This is a genomic window from Nitrosomonas sp. Is35 (assembly GCF_033063295.1).
Classification (GTDB): domain Bacteria; phylum Pseudomonadota; class Gammaproteobacteria; order Burkholderiales; family Nitrosomonadaceae; genus Nitrosomonas.
Genome location: NZ_JAWJZH010000001.1, coordinates 1,763,760 through 1,778,851, shown reverse-complemented (window position 1 = coordinate 1,778,851; position 15,092 = coordinate 1,763,760). Strand labels below are relative to the sequence as shown.

25 protein-coding genes and 1 pseudogene are annotated in these 15,092 nt (G+C 47.5%); 2 read left to right on the top strand and 24 right to left on the bottom strand.

Translation table 11 applies throughout. The annotated features are described in order from the left end of the window. Positions 1-48: 48 nt before the first annotated feature. Positions 49-1,971 carry an ATP-dependent DNA helicase gene (locus R2083_RS08360; RefSeq protein WP_317538166.1) on the bottom strand — a complete coding sequence of 641 codons (1,923 nt, stop codon included), beginning with the start codon at positions 1,969-1,971 and terminating at the stop codon, positions 49-51. A gap of 197 nt (positions 1,972-2,168) precedes the next feature. Continuing rightward, positions 2,169-2,543: an amidase gene (locus R2083_RS08355; protein WP_317538165.1), complete on the bottom strand. Its 375-nt coding sequence runs from the start codon at positions 2,541-2,543 to the stop codon at positions 2,169-2,171. A gap of 347 nt (positions 2,544-2,890) precedes the next feature. On the opposite strand from R2083_RS08355, the gene R2083_RS08350 reads away from it, so the two are divergent. After that, positions 2,891-4,093 (top strand): tyrosine-type recombinase/integrase, encoded by a 1,203-nt coding sequence (locus tag R2083_RS08350; RefSeq protein ID WP_317538164.1) that lies wholly within the window; start codon positions 2,891-2,893, stop codon positions 4,091-4,093. Here the strand turns inward: R2083_RS08350 and R2083_RS08345 are convergent, their stop codons facing one another. The 22 genes and pseudogenes from R2083_RS08345 to R2083_RS08240 form a co-directional block, all read right to left on the bottom strand. Continuing rightward, complete coding sequence (locus tag R2083_RS08345) at positions 4,094-4,300, bottom strand: helix-turn-helix domain-containing protein (protein ID WP_317538163.1); 207 nt, start codon at positions 4,298-4,300, stop codon at positions 4,094-4,096. Positions 4,301-4,302: 2 nt separating this feature from the next. Continuing rightward, on the bottom strand, positions 4,303-4,605 hold the full coding sequence (locus R2083_RS08340; protein WP_317538162.1) for a hypothetical protein: 303 nt from the start codon (positions 4,603-4,605) through the stop codon (positions 4,303-4,305). After that, a complete protein-coding gene (locus tag R2083_RS08335; RefSeq protein ID WP_317538161.1) occupies positions 4,605-4,835 on the bottom strand; it encodes a hypothetical protein in 231 nt (76 codons plus the stop codon). Before R2083_RS08335 ends, R2083_RS08340 begins: the two co-directional genes overlap by 1 nt. 90 nt (positions 4,836-4,925) lie before the next feature. Beyond that, positions 4,926-5,540, bottom strand: coding sequence for a hypothetical protein (locus tag R2083_RS08330; protein ID WP_317538160.1), 615 nt, complete (start codon positions 5,538-5,540; stop codon positions 4,926-4,928). Next, positions 5,537-5,950: a hypothetical protein gene (locus R2083_RS08325; RefSeq protein WP_317538159.1), complete on the bottom strand. Its 414-nt coding sequence runs from the start codon at positions 5,948-5,950 to the stop codon at positions 5,537-5,539. The genes R2083_RS08330 and R2083_RS08325 overlap by 4 nt, the downstream gene beginning before the upstream one ends. Next, entirely contained in the window at positions 5,947-6,594 is a 648-nt protein-coding gene (locus tag R2083_RS08320; RefSeq protein WP_317538158.1) for a hypothetical protein, read from the bottom strand. Before R2083_RS08320 ends, R2083_RS08325 begins: the two co-directional genes overlap by 4 nt. 59 nt (positions 6,595-6,653) lie before the next feature. Further along, complete coding sequence (locus tag R2083_RS08315) at positions 6,654-8,387, bottom strand: AAA family ATPase (RefSeq protein WP_317538157.1); 1,734 nt, start codon at positions 8,385-8,387, stop codon at positions 6,654-6,656. Then, complete coding sequence (locus R2083_RS08310; RefSeq protein ID WP_317538156.1) at positions 8,384-9,055, bottom strand: putative quorum-sensing-regulated virulence factor; 672 nt, start codon at positions 9,053-9,055, stop codon at positions 8,384-8,386. Before R2083_RS08310 ends, R2083_RS08315 begins: the two co-directional genes overlap by 4 nt. A 2-nt stretch (positions 9,056-9,057) precedes the next feature. Then, positions 9,058-9,756, bottom strand: coding sequence for a hypothetical protein (locus R2083_RS08305; RefSeq protein ID WP_317538155.1), 699 nt, complete (start codon positions 9,754-9,756; stop codon positions 9,058-9,060). A gap of 32 nt (positions 9,757-9,788) precedes the next feature. Next, complete coding sequence (locus R2083_RS08300) at positions 9,789-9,989, bottom strand: hypothetical protein (RefSeq protein WP_317538154.1); 201 nt, start codon at positions 9,987-9,989, stop codon at positions 9,789-9,791. Next, the gene (locus R2083_RS08295) at positions 9,961-10,692 is read right to left on the bottom strand and encodes a hypothetical protein (protein ID WP_317538153.1); all 732 of its coding nucleotides are present in this window, start codon (positions 10,690-10,692) and stop codon (positions 9,961-9,963) included. The genes R2083_RS08300 and R2083_RS08295 overlap by 29 nt, the downstream gene beginning before the upstream one ends. A 5-nt stretch (positions 10,693-10,697) precedes the next feature. Then, positions 10,698-11,717: a hypothetical protein gene (locus R2083_RS08290; protein WP_317538152.1), complete on the bottom strand. Its 1,020-nt coding sequence runs from the start codon at positions 11,715-11,717 to the stop codon at positions 10,698-10,700. A gap of 4 nt (positions 11,718-11,721) precedes the next feature. After that, positions 11,722-12,531, bottom strand: a complete 810-nt coding sequence (locus R2083_RS08285) for a PD-(D/E)XK nuclease family protein (protein ID WP_317538151.1) — start codon at positions 12,529-12,531, stop codon at positions 11,722-11,724. Continuing rightward, on the bottom strand, positions 12,531-12,707 hold the full coding sequence (locus tag R2083_RS08280) for a hypothetical protein (RefSeq protein WP_317538150.1): 177 nt from the start codon (positions 12,705-12,707) through the stop codon (positions 12,531-12,533). Before R2083_RS08280 ends, R2083_RS08285 begins: the two co-directional genes overlap by 1 nt. Continuing rightward, on the bottom strand, positions 12,704-13,129 hold the full coding sequence (locus R2083_RS08275; RefSeq protein WP_317538149.1) for a hypothetical protein: 426 nt from the start codon (positions 13,127-13,129) through the stop codon (positions 12,704-12,706). Before R2083_RS08275 ends, R2083_RS08280 begins: the two co-directional genes overlap by 4 nt. Next, positions 13,120-13,296 carry a hypothetical protein gene (locus R2083_RS08270; protein ID WP_317538148.1) on the bottom strand — a complete coding sequence of 59 codons (177 nt, stop codon included), beginning with the start codon at positions 13,294-13,296 and terminating at the stop codon, positions 13,120-13,122. Before R2083_RS08270 ends, R2083_RS08275 begins: the two co-directional genes overlap by 10 nt. Next, the gene (locus tag R2083_RS08265) at positions 13,289-13,615 is read right to left on the bottom strand and encodes a hypothetical protein (RefSeq protein ID WP_317538147.1); all 327 of its coding nucleotides are present in this window, start codon (positions 13,613-13,615) and stop codon (positions 13,289-13,291) included. Before R2083_RS08265 ends, R2083_RS08270 begins: the two co-directional genes overlap by 8 nt. Before the next feature lie 212 nt (positions 13,616-13,827). After that, positions 13,828-13,980 carry a hypothetical protein gene (locus tag R2083_RS08260; RefSeq protein WP_317538146.1) on the bottom strand — a complete coding sequence of 51 codons (153 nt, stop codon included), beginning with the start codon at positions 13,978-13,980 and terminating at the stop codon, positions 13,828-13,830. Further along, the gene (locus R2083_RS08255) at positions 13,964-14,221 is read right to left on the bottom strand and encodes a hypothetical protein (RefSeq protein ID WP_317538145.1); all 258 of its coding nucleotides are present in this window, start codon (positions 14,219-14,221) and stop codon (positions 13,964-13,966) included. The genes R2083_RS08260 and R2083_RS08255 overlap by 17 nt, the downstream gene beginning before the upstream one ends. Continuing rightward, positions 14,214-14,405, bottom strand: a complete 192-nt coding sequence (locus R2083_RS08250) for a hypothetical protein (protein WP_317538144.1) — start codon at positions 14,403-14,405, stop codon at positions 14,214-14,216. Before R2083_RS08250 ends, R2083_RS08255 begins: the two co-directional genes overlap by 8 nt. Positions 14,406-14,515: 110 nt before the next feature. Further along, a pseudogene (locus R2083_RS08245) lies at positions 14,516-14,590 on the bottom strand (PEP-CTERM sorting domain-containing protein); the annotation flags it as partial. An 8-nt stretch (positions 14,591-14,598) separates the two neighbouring features. Beyond that, positions 14,599-14,829 carry a hypothetical protein gene (locus tag R2083_RS08240; protein WP_317538143.1) on the bottom strand — a complete coding sequence of 77 codons (231 nt, stop codon included), beginning with the start codon at positions 14,827-14,829 and terminating at the stop codon, positions 14,599-14,601. Positions 14,830-14,847: 18 nt separating this feature from the next. Between R2083_RS08240 and R2083_RS08235 the strand changes: the two genes are divergently transcribed. Continuing rightward, the gene (locus tag R2083_RS08235) at positions 14,848-15,063 is read left to right on the top strand and encodes a hypothetical protein (RefSeq protein ID WP_317538142.1); all 216 of its coding nucleotides are present in this window, start codon (positions 14,848-14,850) and stop codon (positions 15,061-15,063) included. The last annotated feature ends 29 nt before the right edge of the window (positions 15,064-15,092 follow it).

Below are 15,092 nucleotides of genomic sequence, written 5' to 3'. Positions count from 1 at the left end.
TCAATAATTGGGTTTTGATTATCAGCACGGCCGTCTTGGGAAACCATCTCAGACAGCAAAGAAACGCTCGACTTCCGCCAGATCGCGCGTGCGTTTCATCGGCGGCAGGCTTTGCCATATTTGTTTGCCATAGGCTTTCGTAGTCAAGCGCGGATCGCAAATCATCAGCACCCCCCGGTCCGCTTCATCGCGGATCAACCGGCCGGCGCCTTGTTTCAGATTAATGACCGCGCGCGGTAATTGATATTCCATAAACGCGTTGCGTCCTTCATGGTTCATTTTATCAATCCGCGCAGCCAGCACCGGATCGTCCGGCGGAGCAAACGGCAGTTTATCGATGATGACCAGCGACAATGCGTCGCCGCGTACATCGACACCCTCCCAGAACGATTGGCTGCCAATGAGCACGGCGTTGTTCAATGCACGAAAACGTTCCAGCATATTGGAACGAGAACCTTGTCCTTGCAGCAGCAACGGAAAATCGAAATCCTCGGCGGTTTGCAACAATTCGTGCACACGCTGCATGGCACGTAAACTGGTGCAAAGGAAAAAGGCACGTCCGCGGCTTGCGCGCAATACCGGCAGCGCCGCCTGAACCACCTGATCGGTATAGTTCTTTTGCTGCGGCTCCGGCAAACCGGACGGCACGTACAATAACGCCTGCTGCGCGAAATCGAACGGACTTTCCCAGCACGCCGTTTGCGCCGCGGTCAATCCCATTTCGTTATTGTAATGGCTGAAATCCTTTTTTACCGACAAGGTCGCGGAAGTAAAAATCCAGGCGCGCGGCGATGAAATCATTTGTCTTTGGAAAATTTCCGCGATCGACAACGGCGTTGCGTTCAGTTGCAAAGCGTGGTGATAGACTTCGACCCAGCGCACATGCTCCTGCATTTCCGTTTCATCGCGCCAGCGCTGCAACAGATACAAATGCGCTGCCGCGCGCTGACGGCAATTCTCCAGCCCTTCGGATCGCTCCGCCTGGCTTTCCAGTAATTTCACCAGCGTGGTCAGTTTTTCCAGCATATCGCCTAGTGCTTGACTGAAACCGCTATTTTGCTTGGCGGCTGCCAGCGACAAGCGCGTATTCTCTTCCGCAATCGTCAAGCGCAAGTCGCGCACGGCTTTTTCCATCGCCGCAATCGCGTCGGGCAATCCGGTAAAATCCCCGGCGGCTTGAACCGCTTCTACCTTGGCATCGCGCGCCAAATCGAGTAATTGGCCGGTACTGATCGATTCGCCAAAAAACAAACTGGCGGTTTCCGGCAGTTGATGCGCTTCGTCAAAAATAACCGTATTGCAGGCAGGCAACAACTCGGACAATCCTTCATCGCGCAGCATCACATCGGCGAAGAACAGGTGATGATTCACCACCACGATATCCGCCGTCAGCGCTTGCTTGCGTGCTTCCATGACGAAACATTTTTTGTAACTGGGACATTCCGAGCCCAGGCAGCTATCGCGCGTGGACGTGACGTTTTGCCAGATCGCGGCATTTTCGGGCACTTCGCTTAGTCCACTTTTATCGCCACTCTGACTGCGGCTGGCATAACGCTCGATCAGTTGCAGATAGTGAATCTCATCGCGGTTGATAAAGCTGAGGTGGGTATCCTGCAAACTTCTTTCCAGATGGTAGTGACACACATAATTTGCCCGTCCTTTCAGCAAAGCCACCGTGACCGGGATTCCCAACGCCGCGCGCACGGTCGGAATATCGCGATTGAATAACTGATCCTGCAATGTTTTGGTGCCGGTCGAAATAATCACCTTGCCGCCCGCCAGTAACGCAGGTGCGAGATAAGCGAACGTTTTGCCCGTACCGGTGCCTGCTTCGGCCACCAGAATTTGATGCTTGGCGATTGTGTCTGCTATCGCCTGCGCCATTTCCACTTGCTGCGCGCGCGTGCGGAAGCCTGCAATGTGTCGGGAAAGCACGCCGCCAGGCGCGAAAATGGCATCGATATCAAGCATAAAATCAGAAAAATGGCTGTCCGGAATCAATCTACAGTCTGCTTTGATGGAACCGCCACGCTCGGGAATGAATCAAGAAAAACTTAATGCATTATACTGCGATGCACACCGGTTAGCGACGGATGTTCGTTGTGCCGGGCAGTATGAGGGAGATAATGCAAATTAGATGAATCATTCAGGGTCTACGCAGGGTGAAATTAACGCAGTCCCTTGTATTCCCGCCATCCTCCAAATTCTGTTATTTCTTGCATCCCCTCGCAAAGATAGGATTCTCCAAGGATTCCTAATACTTCCCGGTTGTCAGCCAAGAGAATTTTTCCAACTGTGAGTCCGGCCGGTTCGCGGCCTAACAATTCACCAATATGGGATGAGTCTATAGACCATATTTCCAAGGATATTTGTCCGCCGCTGGCACAGCGCTGCATTGCGGGGTGCTGACCGTTAATCGACCAAAGGCGATAGAAAGGCGCGGTTAGCGCTTCTTCCACAAATGCACCGCCCAACTCCAGCAGATTGTGGTTTAACGCCAAACCTCTCATTAACGTACCGTTCACGGCTAGCTTAATTTTCATAATTGTATGATTATTAGATATATTAAGGCGATGGGATTTAGTGATTTGTGCTGGGTGGAATTCCTGACATTGCGCTGACAGGATACTTCTAAAGTAAAAAAGCACTTAGGATTTTATTCCTAAGTGCTTGTTTTTGGTAGGTCGTGGCAGATTCGAACTGCCGACCAACGGATTAAAAGTCCGCAATTCTTCTTGTTTATGCATGTTTATGGATGTCATCTAAAGTAATTGGTTGTTGATATAAAGCCATTCTTCGGGTAATCTGCCGTTCGCGATTGTTTATAGATGTATCGCAAAATACCTATAAATTGTAACCCCAAAGTAACCCCGGCGTTACCCAGGACAGAATGGCAAAAAAATTCAATTTCACAAAAGCCGAAATAGATTCGCTCCCGATTCCTGAGCATGGCAAAAGAGACACTTACCATGACACAAAAACTGGCGGGCTGCAATTGAGAGTATCGCATACCGGCGTAAAAACGTTCAGCGTGTTTCGTCGCATAAAATGCGGCGAACCTGAGCGCGTCACACTCGGTCGGTATCCGGATATGACGATTGACCAAGCCCGGCGCAAAGCTATGGAAATCAATCTAGCCATTTCTGAGGGACGCAACCCGGCAGAGAGAAAGCGCGAGAGTAGGGCGGAAATGACGTTTTCCGATCTTTTTGCTGACTACATAGAGCGACACTCTAAGCTGCACAAAAAAACCTGGGCGGAAGATGAAGAAAAATTCAGGAATCACATCAGCAGCGCAATCGGTAACAAAAAACTGTCTGCGATAGACAAAAATGACATTTCGATGATTCACGCGGCAATCACGAAGAAAGGCAACCCGGCAACCGCAAACCGCGTTTTGGCGCTCATATCCAGCGTTTTTGGCTGGTCAATGTCAATCGGGATATGGCACAACAACCCGGCATCCGGAATCAAGCGTAACCGTGAGAAAAGCCGCGACAGATTCATTCAGGGCGATGAGTTTCAGAGGTTTTTTCAGTCGTTGGGCGAGGAACAAAACGAAACCATCCGTGATTACGTGTTGATTTCTCTTTTGACCGGCGCGCGGCGCGCGAATGTGCTGAGCATGCGCTGGAAGGATATCAATTTTGACCGGGCAGAGTGGCGGATACAGGAAACCAAGAACGGCACGCCGCAGACCGCAACCCTAAGCGAAGAGTCAATCCAGGTATTGCGCAACAGAAAGCCTGGTGGTGATGCCGTATTCGTTTTCCCCGGTACCGGTAAATCCGGGCATCTCGAAGAGCCGAAAAAAGGGTGGCAGCGCATACTTGATCGGGCCGGTATTGAGAATCTGCGCATTCACGATTTGCGGCGCACTCTCGGCAGCTGGGAGGCAAAAACCGGCGCATCGATGGTGATAATTGGCAAGTCTCTGAATCATAAAAGCCATAACACAACGGCGATTTATGCGAGACTTGACCTTGATCCTGTGCGTGATTCAGTAAACAAGGCAACCGGCGCAATGCTAACCGCAGCCGGACTCAATAATCTAGCCGATGTGATAGGCATTAAGCGCAAAAAATCAAAATAATCACGCAACACGCTTTCTATTCAGAAAATCAATTAGGTCTTGCTCTGCATAAAAGACTTTTCCGCCAACTTTTAGGTAGGGAATATTCTGAATCTTTGTGCATCGCCAGTTTCTCAATGTTGGTTCCTTAACGCCAATTCTTTCTGCCGCCTCCGCTGGCGTGAGAAGCTTGGTTTCTTTGGTTATTAATGTGTCTAGTGATTGCATATTCATTCCTTCGGGTCTGCTGGTAATTCTTGGTAGTGTGTTGGTTTTATTGGTGGTGGTTGATACTTTAATAAATCATGAATAAAGTATCCGACATTATTATTTAGCTGTACCCAACTACCAGCAATCCAACCAATTCCGGGCCAATATAGGTTCAAACGTCTATCCTTCGGCGTATTTTCATCAATCGGCAGCAACGGGTTGAGTTCTTTGCAACTAAGTTTAATATCTTCCAGCAATTGCCTTGGCGTATCGTAGTCGGTCGGGCAAAACCCCATCACTTCTTTTTCTTCTATTCCTCGCATTATTTGCGCTCCTCGTAGATTGGGTAATTATCATCATTACTTTGGAGTCTAAATGAGAGTTCAGCACCCTTAACCCAGCGCATAAAGGTCTGAATACTACAATCACACTTATTGCCATGCGCATTTAAGTAAGCAATTCTTTTAGAGCCTACAGCCGTTACGGTTCTAGGAATTACTCCAATATTAGTTGAAAACTCCCATCTATCACCAACCTGTATATCAAAAGTCATTTGCTTAACTCCTTCCATTTTTCATCGGTGTAGGGTGTCCATCTGTACATTTTCCAGTGCAACGCGCAACATCCCAAGGTAGTATTTTGGTCATGCTGCCTTCCTCGCAATTTCCAGCACCTTAAATTCAACCACCCACACCCAAGGATTCAGACTCCATGACTCTTGGCCATTGATTGATTCCCATAGCTGCACATAAGTTGGTTTTGAATCTCCTATACAACAGCCAATCTTCTTCGATATGGCGCAATATTCAGCCTCATCGAAATGCCCGTCTAATTCTTCAATGCCTTCAGCGTAGCAATCATCCTCACTAATATCATTCAACCGCTCAACACGCACATTCGTGACTTCGAGAAGGATTCTTGATGCCCATCGCGGCATGTGGATTGATGGTTTCCATTTGTTTATTTGAGCATTGCCGACTCCACCGCCCAAACCAGAACCATTTATCAAATGAGAAACCGTGCCGTCATCATCACAATCAGCTCTGTAGAAGTAGCGGTTATGCTCGAAGTCTGGCGCAAATGTCTCTCTCACCCAAAGCCGGTCACCTGGTTTTCCGTATGGGCATCGATCAAGTTGGAAATCATGAATATTCGATAATTCACGCTGACCTTTGCAAATCCTCCGCGTCTGAGTTTTTCTGCCATCCAGAATCGCGTGCACCATCGGGGCAGAAAAAAGTATTGGGCGTTCTTTCATTGCGCATCTATCTCCAATTGTTTGGTAAGCGCATAAAAATCAGAACCAACTGGATAATGAGGATTATTTGTGGTTGTCAGATTAACAACTGCGCTGTTGTTTTCAGGAATTAATTTATTAATTACGCCTTTAACGGGAATGGCAAAATTGTAACGGTCATACAAAATTACCTTGTCACCAACACCAAGCCTTGCTTCATCTTTAACAAACTGAATTAAATCGGCTCGAGGAGTAATGATGTTGCCGTCATCCAGTTCCACTATTGCCACGCTTTCGTTGCTAAAGCCGCGATCATCTTGTTCAAGTATCAAACCCCACTGATGGAATATCCCGGTTTTTGTAGGGGTTCGCTCACGTCGCCTGGTGTCCCCATTCAATACCATTTCATAAACAATAACTTTTCTTGTCATGCCGCCACCTTTTCCTTGGTTAAATCATATTGCCGGATACCCCAAACAATCGCGTACAAGCACCAGAGGTACCGAGCGGTGTATGTTTCTGTGCCACCGCCGTCAAAAAAGTCGGTGAACTCGAAAACACTATCACCAATTTCATGATTAAAATCATTCACGGCTTGGTATGCTTCATGTTCGTTACTAGAGTGATACAAAACATCATCTGCTATTGCCACCCAAAGTTCGTCTCTGTGATTATTCAATTCCGGATCCAATTCTGGGTTCGATTCAACGAAACTATCAAAATGTTCTCGCACTCTTTCGCGGAAAGAATTTTCGTCAAATTCCATGAAACCTGAGCATCGATCAACAGCCTGCAATTTCTCGCCCCAGTAACTCGGGTTTATCAGCAAGCTATCGTCACCGTTCTTTTGTCTGAAAAACTGAAACATATCGTTCAGACGTGAAAAAACGTATGTTCCACAATCGCCATTTATGCATAGCGTTCCTGGCCATGTAATAAGCTCAAACCAATAAATTGAGCTTCCAGGGTTCTTAAATACGACGTGCCTGTGAATGTCGTCGTCACGGACAATCTTGATTCCGTGCTCTGTGACTTCGAGCAGAAACTCTTCTTCTGTGCATTTATATTGAGTCATATCGCACCTATTTTTTCATTCTGGACGGTGATGATGATTTGCTTTGTTCAAAACCATCATCATGCCGCAGCCTCCGCAACATGACCGGCAATAACACCATCCTGAATCCAGTGCGCTTCAACCGATGACGGGAGAGTTGCCGGTTTTTCTTTGAGCGTTCCGAACAGCAGAACAGAATCAATCTCACCGATGCGCGCCAATCCCATAAGCCATTTCAGGCACGCGCTGCGGCTTGGAAGGTCGAGTAAGCCAAACTCATCAGCCATCAGGAACTTGATGCTGGCCACATGGCTGATAGCTTCGGAAATCATCACGTTCGCGCGCCATTTTGCTGATTCTGATGCCAGTCCATACGGGCGTCCGTCGTAGCTGATCGACATATCCGGATTGATAATCACAGTTTTCCAGCCGGTGGCGGCGGAGCTTCTGGCCAAGCGAGAATTGATAGGATCAAGCGCTGCATGCAACATTTCGCCTGGTATGCCATCGGGCGCCAGTGCTGATGCTATTTTGTCCCATGCTTGAACGGCGGCGTGATGTTCGGTTGCCTTTTTGGTTTTAGCTTCCGCTTCGCTGGCGATCTTGATTGCCATCTGTATGGCATCAAGCGTGTTCTTGGCTTCTCTTCTGGATGTTTTTATTACTTCGATGTTCGCTTTAACGGTGGACAGCGCTTGCTCGTCCGGCGCGGCTTTGTTTTCTCCTTCCAATGCTGCAAGCCTTTCGCCTGCCGCCATCGCGGTGGCAAGATCGCGTTCACCGTTTGCCACTGATTTTTGCAACATTGCCAGGGTTTCTTCGTACTTCGGCAGATTCACCGCCGCTTCTTCGTCGCCGTGCAAATCCCCACCGCGCTCGATCAGCTTTTTACCGTCAAATATCAGTTCTGTTCCGCATGACGGGCATGCGCACGATACGGCGCCCGGCTTTGATCCCTGAGCCAGCAGTCGGGTATCATTAACTTTCAATGACCATATCGCCACATCTTGCCGATCTTTACTAAGCTTGGCTTTGATCCGGTCAATTTTTTCGTGCTCGGCACGAAGTCTGACAATCTCAGCATTACGTGCGGTTGCGCCATTAAATTCGGATTGCATGGATCCGAGCTTTTGATTGGCAGAATCAAGTTCGGCTTCGATTTTTGATAATTCCGCCGCAGCTTTTTCTTTTGCCTCAGCATCAATCACGGATGCCGGTGCCTTCCAGCCTTCTGCTTTTTTGTCGCCGTAAGTCTCCCCGGTGACAGCCTTCCAGTCCGCGCGCGCCTGCTTTGTTTGCTGCTCAGCATGCTTTCCAGCATTCTCAAAGCTTGATCGCAAGAAAGGCATGATGGTTTCTACTTTCTCCGCATCGCAGCCGCGGTCAAGCAGTTTTTGCTTAACTTCCGCTCCATCGCTGCGCAGGTTCCCAAGATCAAAAAGTAACTTGCCGCGCTCATCCGGCGTGATGCTGGCGAATAGCACCGGGTCAATGACATAGGGCAGGGCGGGGTGCAGCGGTGAGCTCAGTTCGTGCGTGCCGTTTGGCAGCGTGATGCACGCTTTTTGGTTGCCGTCGTAATCGACGTATGTGTAACCGATCGGATCGGAATTGGTGTCGTTTACCAAGAATTTGTATTCTTTCTTGAGCCGCACGCGCGGATTATCACCGGTAAATGCCTGATAGATACCATCGCGCAGGCTGGATTTCCCGGCTTCATTTTTCCCGCAGAACAATACTATTGGTGAGCGCACGTCCGCTTCGATACTTTTTACGGCCAGAAAGCCGCTTGATGCTATTCGGTTGATTTTCATGATTGTCGAATTGCCTTCATTAAGTAATGGTCAATATCAGGTTGATTCAGAAGCCATCTTTTGTAATCAGCAGGAATATCCTTGATTGGAGTGCCTTTATGTTTGCCGAATGGCATTACCGTGGGAATTCTTGCAATTTCTGAGTGTTTCCAGAGCGTTCCCCATGAATCAACATCGCCCAATTTATTTACTATGTGAGCGAGTATGATCAGGCAGTTTCGTACGTCCTGAGCGGCAGAGTGCGCCTTTCCTGTCAGCGCGTCTCTTGCGCTCTCGCGCTCAAGGTAGTAAAGCATTGCCGATTGAGTGTGCGAATCCAGTTCGGGCCACAAGTGGCGCGACAAAGCCAGTGTGCAAATTCTGTTAACCACCGGTTTGCCAGCCGCGATCCAATCGTAATCGACGTTATGACCAATCAGATATGTGATGTCATCCGGTAATCTGAAACCGCTTGATGGCGGACAATTTTCCAAATCCTCATCCATGATGTGATGGACCGCCATTGCCGATAGAGATATTGGTTTTGATGGCTTAAATCGTCCAATATACGAATCTGCAATTTTGTCTAACCTCAGATGATCGGTAAAAATGGGTTCAATCCATGCCGCCTCGATAATTTCAGGATCAACAACGCCCGTGGTTTCTGTGTCAAAAATAAGAGTCTTCATGATTACGCAACCTCTGCCTCGTTAACGTTCTCTTCGTGCCAGGCTTTCCATCCTCTGACCCACTCCACAACCAGTTCGCTGCGTATGATCGGGCAATAATCGGTTTGCGGTTTTCCTTCTGCTGCGGCCTGATAGCCGTCATCGAAAGCTTTTCCCAATTCTTCTTCAGATGGCAGCACTTGGTCGGGTGAGGGCAGCCCCTTCATTTCACCGGTATCTGGATCAACATCGGATACGCCATCCATTCCGCCGCCGTCGTTATCATGGTATTCGTGACCCAAATCCATCGTGCGCTGATCGTCCTCACCCTTTACTTCATCCATGCCTTGCGTGTGAGCCGCTGGATCCGCAACGACAACCAGCACCGTCCTGCTATCCTGATCAGCCGCCGCGGCAAAAAGCTCTGGCAAGTTCCCTGCATTGATTCCAAACTTGATTACTGCTTCAACATTTCCCTTGATGGTTACTTTGTCTAAGCTCCCGGCAACAGTCGTTCTGTTCTGCGATGCGATGGTAAATACAACCATCTTCACGTTCTCTTCCACTCGATTGCGCAGCCGATCGATCACATCATCTTGCTTGGCTTTTGAAAGCTTTTGCCATACATCCGGCAAAAGCTTGAGCTCTGTAACCAATGCACCCAATAAATCCTTGCCTGCGGTTTCTGCGGTAATGTGTCTAAAATCTTTTTGTTCGCTCATGATTTAATCCCCAGTTTTTAAAAAATTGATTGCTATTCTTCACCAGATATTCTTTTCAAATGCTCATGCTGCAAATCTGATAAGTACATTCCTCTGCCGAATCGCTCGAACTTATCAATAATCCCGGCTACAAATTTTTCTTCCCAGTCGTTCGCTGCGCTCATGCGCGCGCAATCGATGAGTTCTTTGAATTCAGCTTCATCGTCATACAGGTCTTGTACTTGCTGTGTCATTTCTCACCTCTTTAGCAATCGCTTCGGCGTGCACTCTACTTATTTCAACAGCCTCACAAATTTCATCGATGCTTTTTCCGTTATTCAACAATGAAATTGTTCTGGTTCTGGCAAGTTTTAACTGCCGCACATACTTTCTTGACGTGCCGGTCTTTTCAGCTATTGCACTCACATCTCCGGATGTTTTAAGCAATTCGTTTATCCGGCCTATTTTTACTGATCCGCTTTCCAGCCTGTGCGCGCGGTCTCTTTTCTTGATCCTGCCGCACATAATCAGTGTGCTGTAGACATGAGTCCTATAAAAACCATGCACCTTTGAAATGTCGCTTTCGGGAACACCGCTATCAAACAAATCGACGATGCGCTTTCTGAACTCACCCTTAGGCATTACTCCAATATCAACTCCGAATTTTTTCTTAACGTAGCGATAATGCTCGCTGAAAGCATCGATGTTCATTGCATTGCCGTTTTTTACCGGGATTTTCCCTTCACTCAGAAGAGCTTTGAAAACATTTCCACGCCCGGCAACACCATGCTTGAGCTTGTCGAGAATATCCGCCTTCAATTGCCGCGTTTCCTTGTATTTATCCTCTATAAAGCAGTTGCCGTGTCGTTTTGCATTCGATACTTTTGGCTCTGTTACGGGCGCTTTTATCAATCCAAAACACGATAACCAGCTTGATTGCTGTGTTGATGTTTCCATGCCGATTACTCAAGACTAAGTGATTGTTCTTCTGCGACCGCTTCCGCTATTTCGCGCTGACGGATTGCTTCCTGTTCTTCTGGCGATGGAACGAAAGAGCCTTTTGATTGGATTTCTTCGGGTTTGATGTCTGGCTTGTCTTGTGGGATTCGCTTTGCCTTCGATGTTTTTGTTTCAACTATTTCACCAGTATCAGAATCAATAACCTTCGATCCATCAGTATCATTAGATTCCTGTTTTGAAGGTTTCAGAGAATCAATATCAACGGAAAAACCACCAGTGCCATCCGGCGATGCGTCAATTACTCTGGCATCCTGCAATTCCTCAACTGTCTGAAGCCCCATCAACAGTTCTGGTGCATAAAGTTTTCCGAAGAAGCTGGCAGTGCGGTATCGCAGCATTACCTCCGGCATGGTCTGCCACTTGCTGCCATTTTTGGTATACCAGCCTTCCTTGACCGCCATTTCGATTGATACAGCAGGGGATTCGATACGCTCTCCGGTTTCTTTTTCGATTGCCCAGGCGATGCATGCCATGTCATTAACCTTAACCTGCTGGGTGCGCGTCTTGCGTTCGTTATTTTCCCAATAGGTTTCTGTGCGATCCACTGACTTTTCGCCGAGAGCTTTGATTTCAAAGCGTAACGGAGAAAATCGTCTGGATCCGTTAATGGCGGCTATGATCCACTGTGAAGACCAAGCTGGTCGGCCTTCTACGATATACAGGTTTTGCATGACCATCAGCTCATCAGCCTTCATGCGCTGAGCCATGTTCATGGCGATGACGCAATTAGCAACCGCGTGCGGGTTCTCAATTCTTTCCTTAACGTTGCCATATTTATCAAATTTCTCGGTTACTGCGCGATAAGCGGCTGGAACAAGGGTGCTGCTTGATAGAAGCCTTGCTGCACGCTGCATCAATTCAAATGATTGAAGTGAACCGAATCCAGGCGCAATCGCTGGCAATTTCGCTTCGATTGGTTGCGGATTCTTTAAATCTGCCAGTTGTTGTGTTGATGCATTCATTGATTCAATCTCCTTTAAAGTGGCATGTTTTCCAGCGCGGACAGTATTTTTCCGAGCAAAGTAGTGATTTGGGATTAGGGTAAAAACGGCCAGTCCGGAACATATCCGCGGCGAACTCTATCAATCCTGGGTTATCCTGATCGCCGGTCATGATTTGTTTTGCGTTACTGATAAAGCCGGATGCAATTCTGGCTTCACCTTTGGTATTGAGGCCGATGATTTCAGCTTCCGCCGTGATCGGTTCGCCGGTAGTGTGCTCGTACAGCAGCTCGTAAGTTCCGACCTGGGCGCCGTGTCCTTTGGTAACCGCAACGCCTTTTTGTACTGCGGATGCGCCGCTTTTAAGATCAGCGATTCCAACGCCACTTGTTGATTTCTTGATTCTTGCGCGATCCATGGTACCGGTAAGTTGCACGACGATTCCGCCGCCACAATCGATATTCAGTGGCTTTGTTTCCATTTCCACGGCAACGAAGTTGTAGTTTGGTGACACTTCGCCGCAATACTTTGTGAGTAGAGATATGCCAATACCCTCGGCATCACGCATTGTCAGATCGTCTTTTGTAGGATCAAACTCATTTTCAGGATCACGAAGCTTATCCACCAACACACCGGCCGCGTCATCCGCCGTCACTGTGTCGCCTGATATTCGCGCCTGATCGAATGCAGCAGAACCGGCGTGAATTGCGGTGCCAAGCGCTGCGCGCAAGCCGACAGTGTTGCGCATATTGAGCATGTGAATTCCTTCCCAGCGATACGCGCAGTCAAACAAACCGGCCCATGATGATGCCCTGACTCTAATCGATGCTTCCATTACAATTTTCCCTCGTAATAATTTTTCTCGTGCCGATACCCTTGATTCCACGCTGCGTGCGCTTCAGGATTAGCAGCCTTGTCGTACGGATTTGAATCAATCGGCTTGTCTAATAGGTACGCTTCAGCGCCGCGGTTTAGAGCAAGGTCCATTTCTGCCTCACTGATAGCGCTCATGTCGGCATCAAGTCACGGTCAACCCGGGTGATTTTTGGCGGCGTATACACCAGGTTCTGAAATGAAACGGTATCTTGGTTTTCCCGGTCGATTGTGCACCTCAAAGCCAACAAAGCCCGGTCAACCAGAATCATCGTTTGTATCGAAACAGACAGATGACAGCTCACCGTCGGATCCGCATAGAGGTCGTTCATCGTGAACTCGATGCCGTTTCTATCCAGAACCCAATTGCGCAACACATTCAATACGCGCTGCAGCTCTGCTTTTTCCGAGCAATCACAGCTCATCTTTTGTGCTTGTTGGTTAATCCGGCCAAGAACCATGCACGTTTTATTGCTATACCGGCCATCACAAAGAAAATCGTGTCTGATACCAGCTTCATTGCATTCATGATCCGCTCCTTGTGAGTTGATTAATTGCATGATGCCGCCCTGATTGCCGCTTGTTCGACCTGGAATTTTTCAGCATCAGCGTTCAATCGATCTTGAATTACCAGCAGAGAAGCCACGAATACCAGCGCCCACAAGCACCGTTTAACAAAACCATCTTCATCTGCTGTATCAATATGCTTGGTGTGCTTATTATTCATGTCGCTCTCCTTCAATATCCATCTCTTCCCAGTTACCAAGCCATCTCACAAAGTCGCTTCTTTGTGATGCATCGATAGCAACCAGGCGGATGTTTCCATCGATATCCAGGTATCTTCTAAACTTCAAGGTTTTTGGTCTTTCCTTTGCCCTGTATTTTTGATTCTCAAACCACACTGGATTTTCTATATCAATCCATTGGTCATTCAATTCCCACTGAATTTGCAACGAAGGATCACGCTTCTTCGCTTCAATAAGTTCATGATGTTTGTGTTTCTTTCTTAACCTGCTGAAAAAAGCACGAATGTTATTTATTTGCATTTTAGTCTCCGAGTTATTCACCGCTTACCTGCTCTCAAGGCTTATGGTAGCTGCGGCGATGTGGCAATACTACACAAGATGTTTAGTAATTGTCAACACATTGTTTAGTATTTTTGATATGCTGCAAACTCAGGACACAAAAAAACCGCTCAATGGCGGTTTGCTGGCAATAAAAAACCCGCTCGGGGCGGGTTTAGTGGGTGACTAATTTGTCAGATTAATTCCAGCAGTTTGCGGCGCTGCGCTAGTTTGCGTTGCGATAGCGTCAGGGCGGCTTTCTCGCGCGGGGATTGGGGGTTTTTGAATCGTTCGATCTGGGCCGCGAAATGCGCGATATCGCGTTGCAGCCTAGCTATTTTTTGCAACTTGTTCCAGTCGTTCGGCATATTCGCGCGCTAACCGTTCTATTAATTGTGCTGCCGGCCGGTTGTCATTGAGTATTTTGATTACATCCGGTGCTAATCTGTATGAACGCATGATTTTTTCGCCGGATTCGTTTTGTATCGGTGGCCCTGCGCCAATTCTTTTTCCGCCGCGAGTTTCTTTTTTGTCTGGCTGTTCGCTCGCCGGGCTTCTCGCCCGGCTGCGGTTTGGGTGGTTAACCATTTAGCCGGGATTCCGCTTGTTTTTTGAACTCGTCAGACAGCAAATTATATTCATCATCGGTTTCAACGCTCACTATATCCGCGCCCGTGTTATGGATTCCGTGGTTAACTATTTCATGTAGAAATTGTTCAGTGGCTCCGGTGAGGTAGTCTGAAACGTATTTTTCTATTTGCTGTTGATTCATTTTTCATCTCCAGCCCCTGATCCCGAGGCGCGGCGGTTAAGAACATCTCAACCATGGAGACAATTATACAGTGTATTTTGATAACGTCAATACATAATCAAAATAATCTATCATTTTCTCTGCCCGGCCATAAACCCAATTAACCCCAGCCCGGCCAGCAGCATCGCGTAGGTGGATGGTTCTGGTAATTATTTTAGATAATCTCGCCATCAATTCTTACTGTTGCCGCTGAATGATCATTCGGAATATTTAATATAACTGTTTTGCCTGAATCAGTTATAATTTTTAGAACCAAGCTTTTAGCGGGCGGGCGCAAGTCATCACCTAAAATTCGATCAACCAGATATTTGCAACTTTCTCCTGTCTCATGGTAAGGAAACACTGATCCATTAACTAATGGCGCATATACCTCAACATTGCTCATAACCCCTCCGAGGATTACATGGAAAATACAGAACTAAACGATGCAGAAAAAGCATTAGCAAAGATCCTTAACTACCAAAATGAGGAGGAAGCATTTAATCAGCCTGGTGTGCTTCCTGAATGGAAAGAACGCAAATGGCTTCCATATAACCTATACCAAAGATTTGTAAAAAATGTGGCGAATGATTATTTTCATTCAAAAAACTCTACCACCCCAGTAAGCCGCATAGCCTAGATAAACTTTATCCACTTTTGCATTTGCAT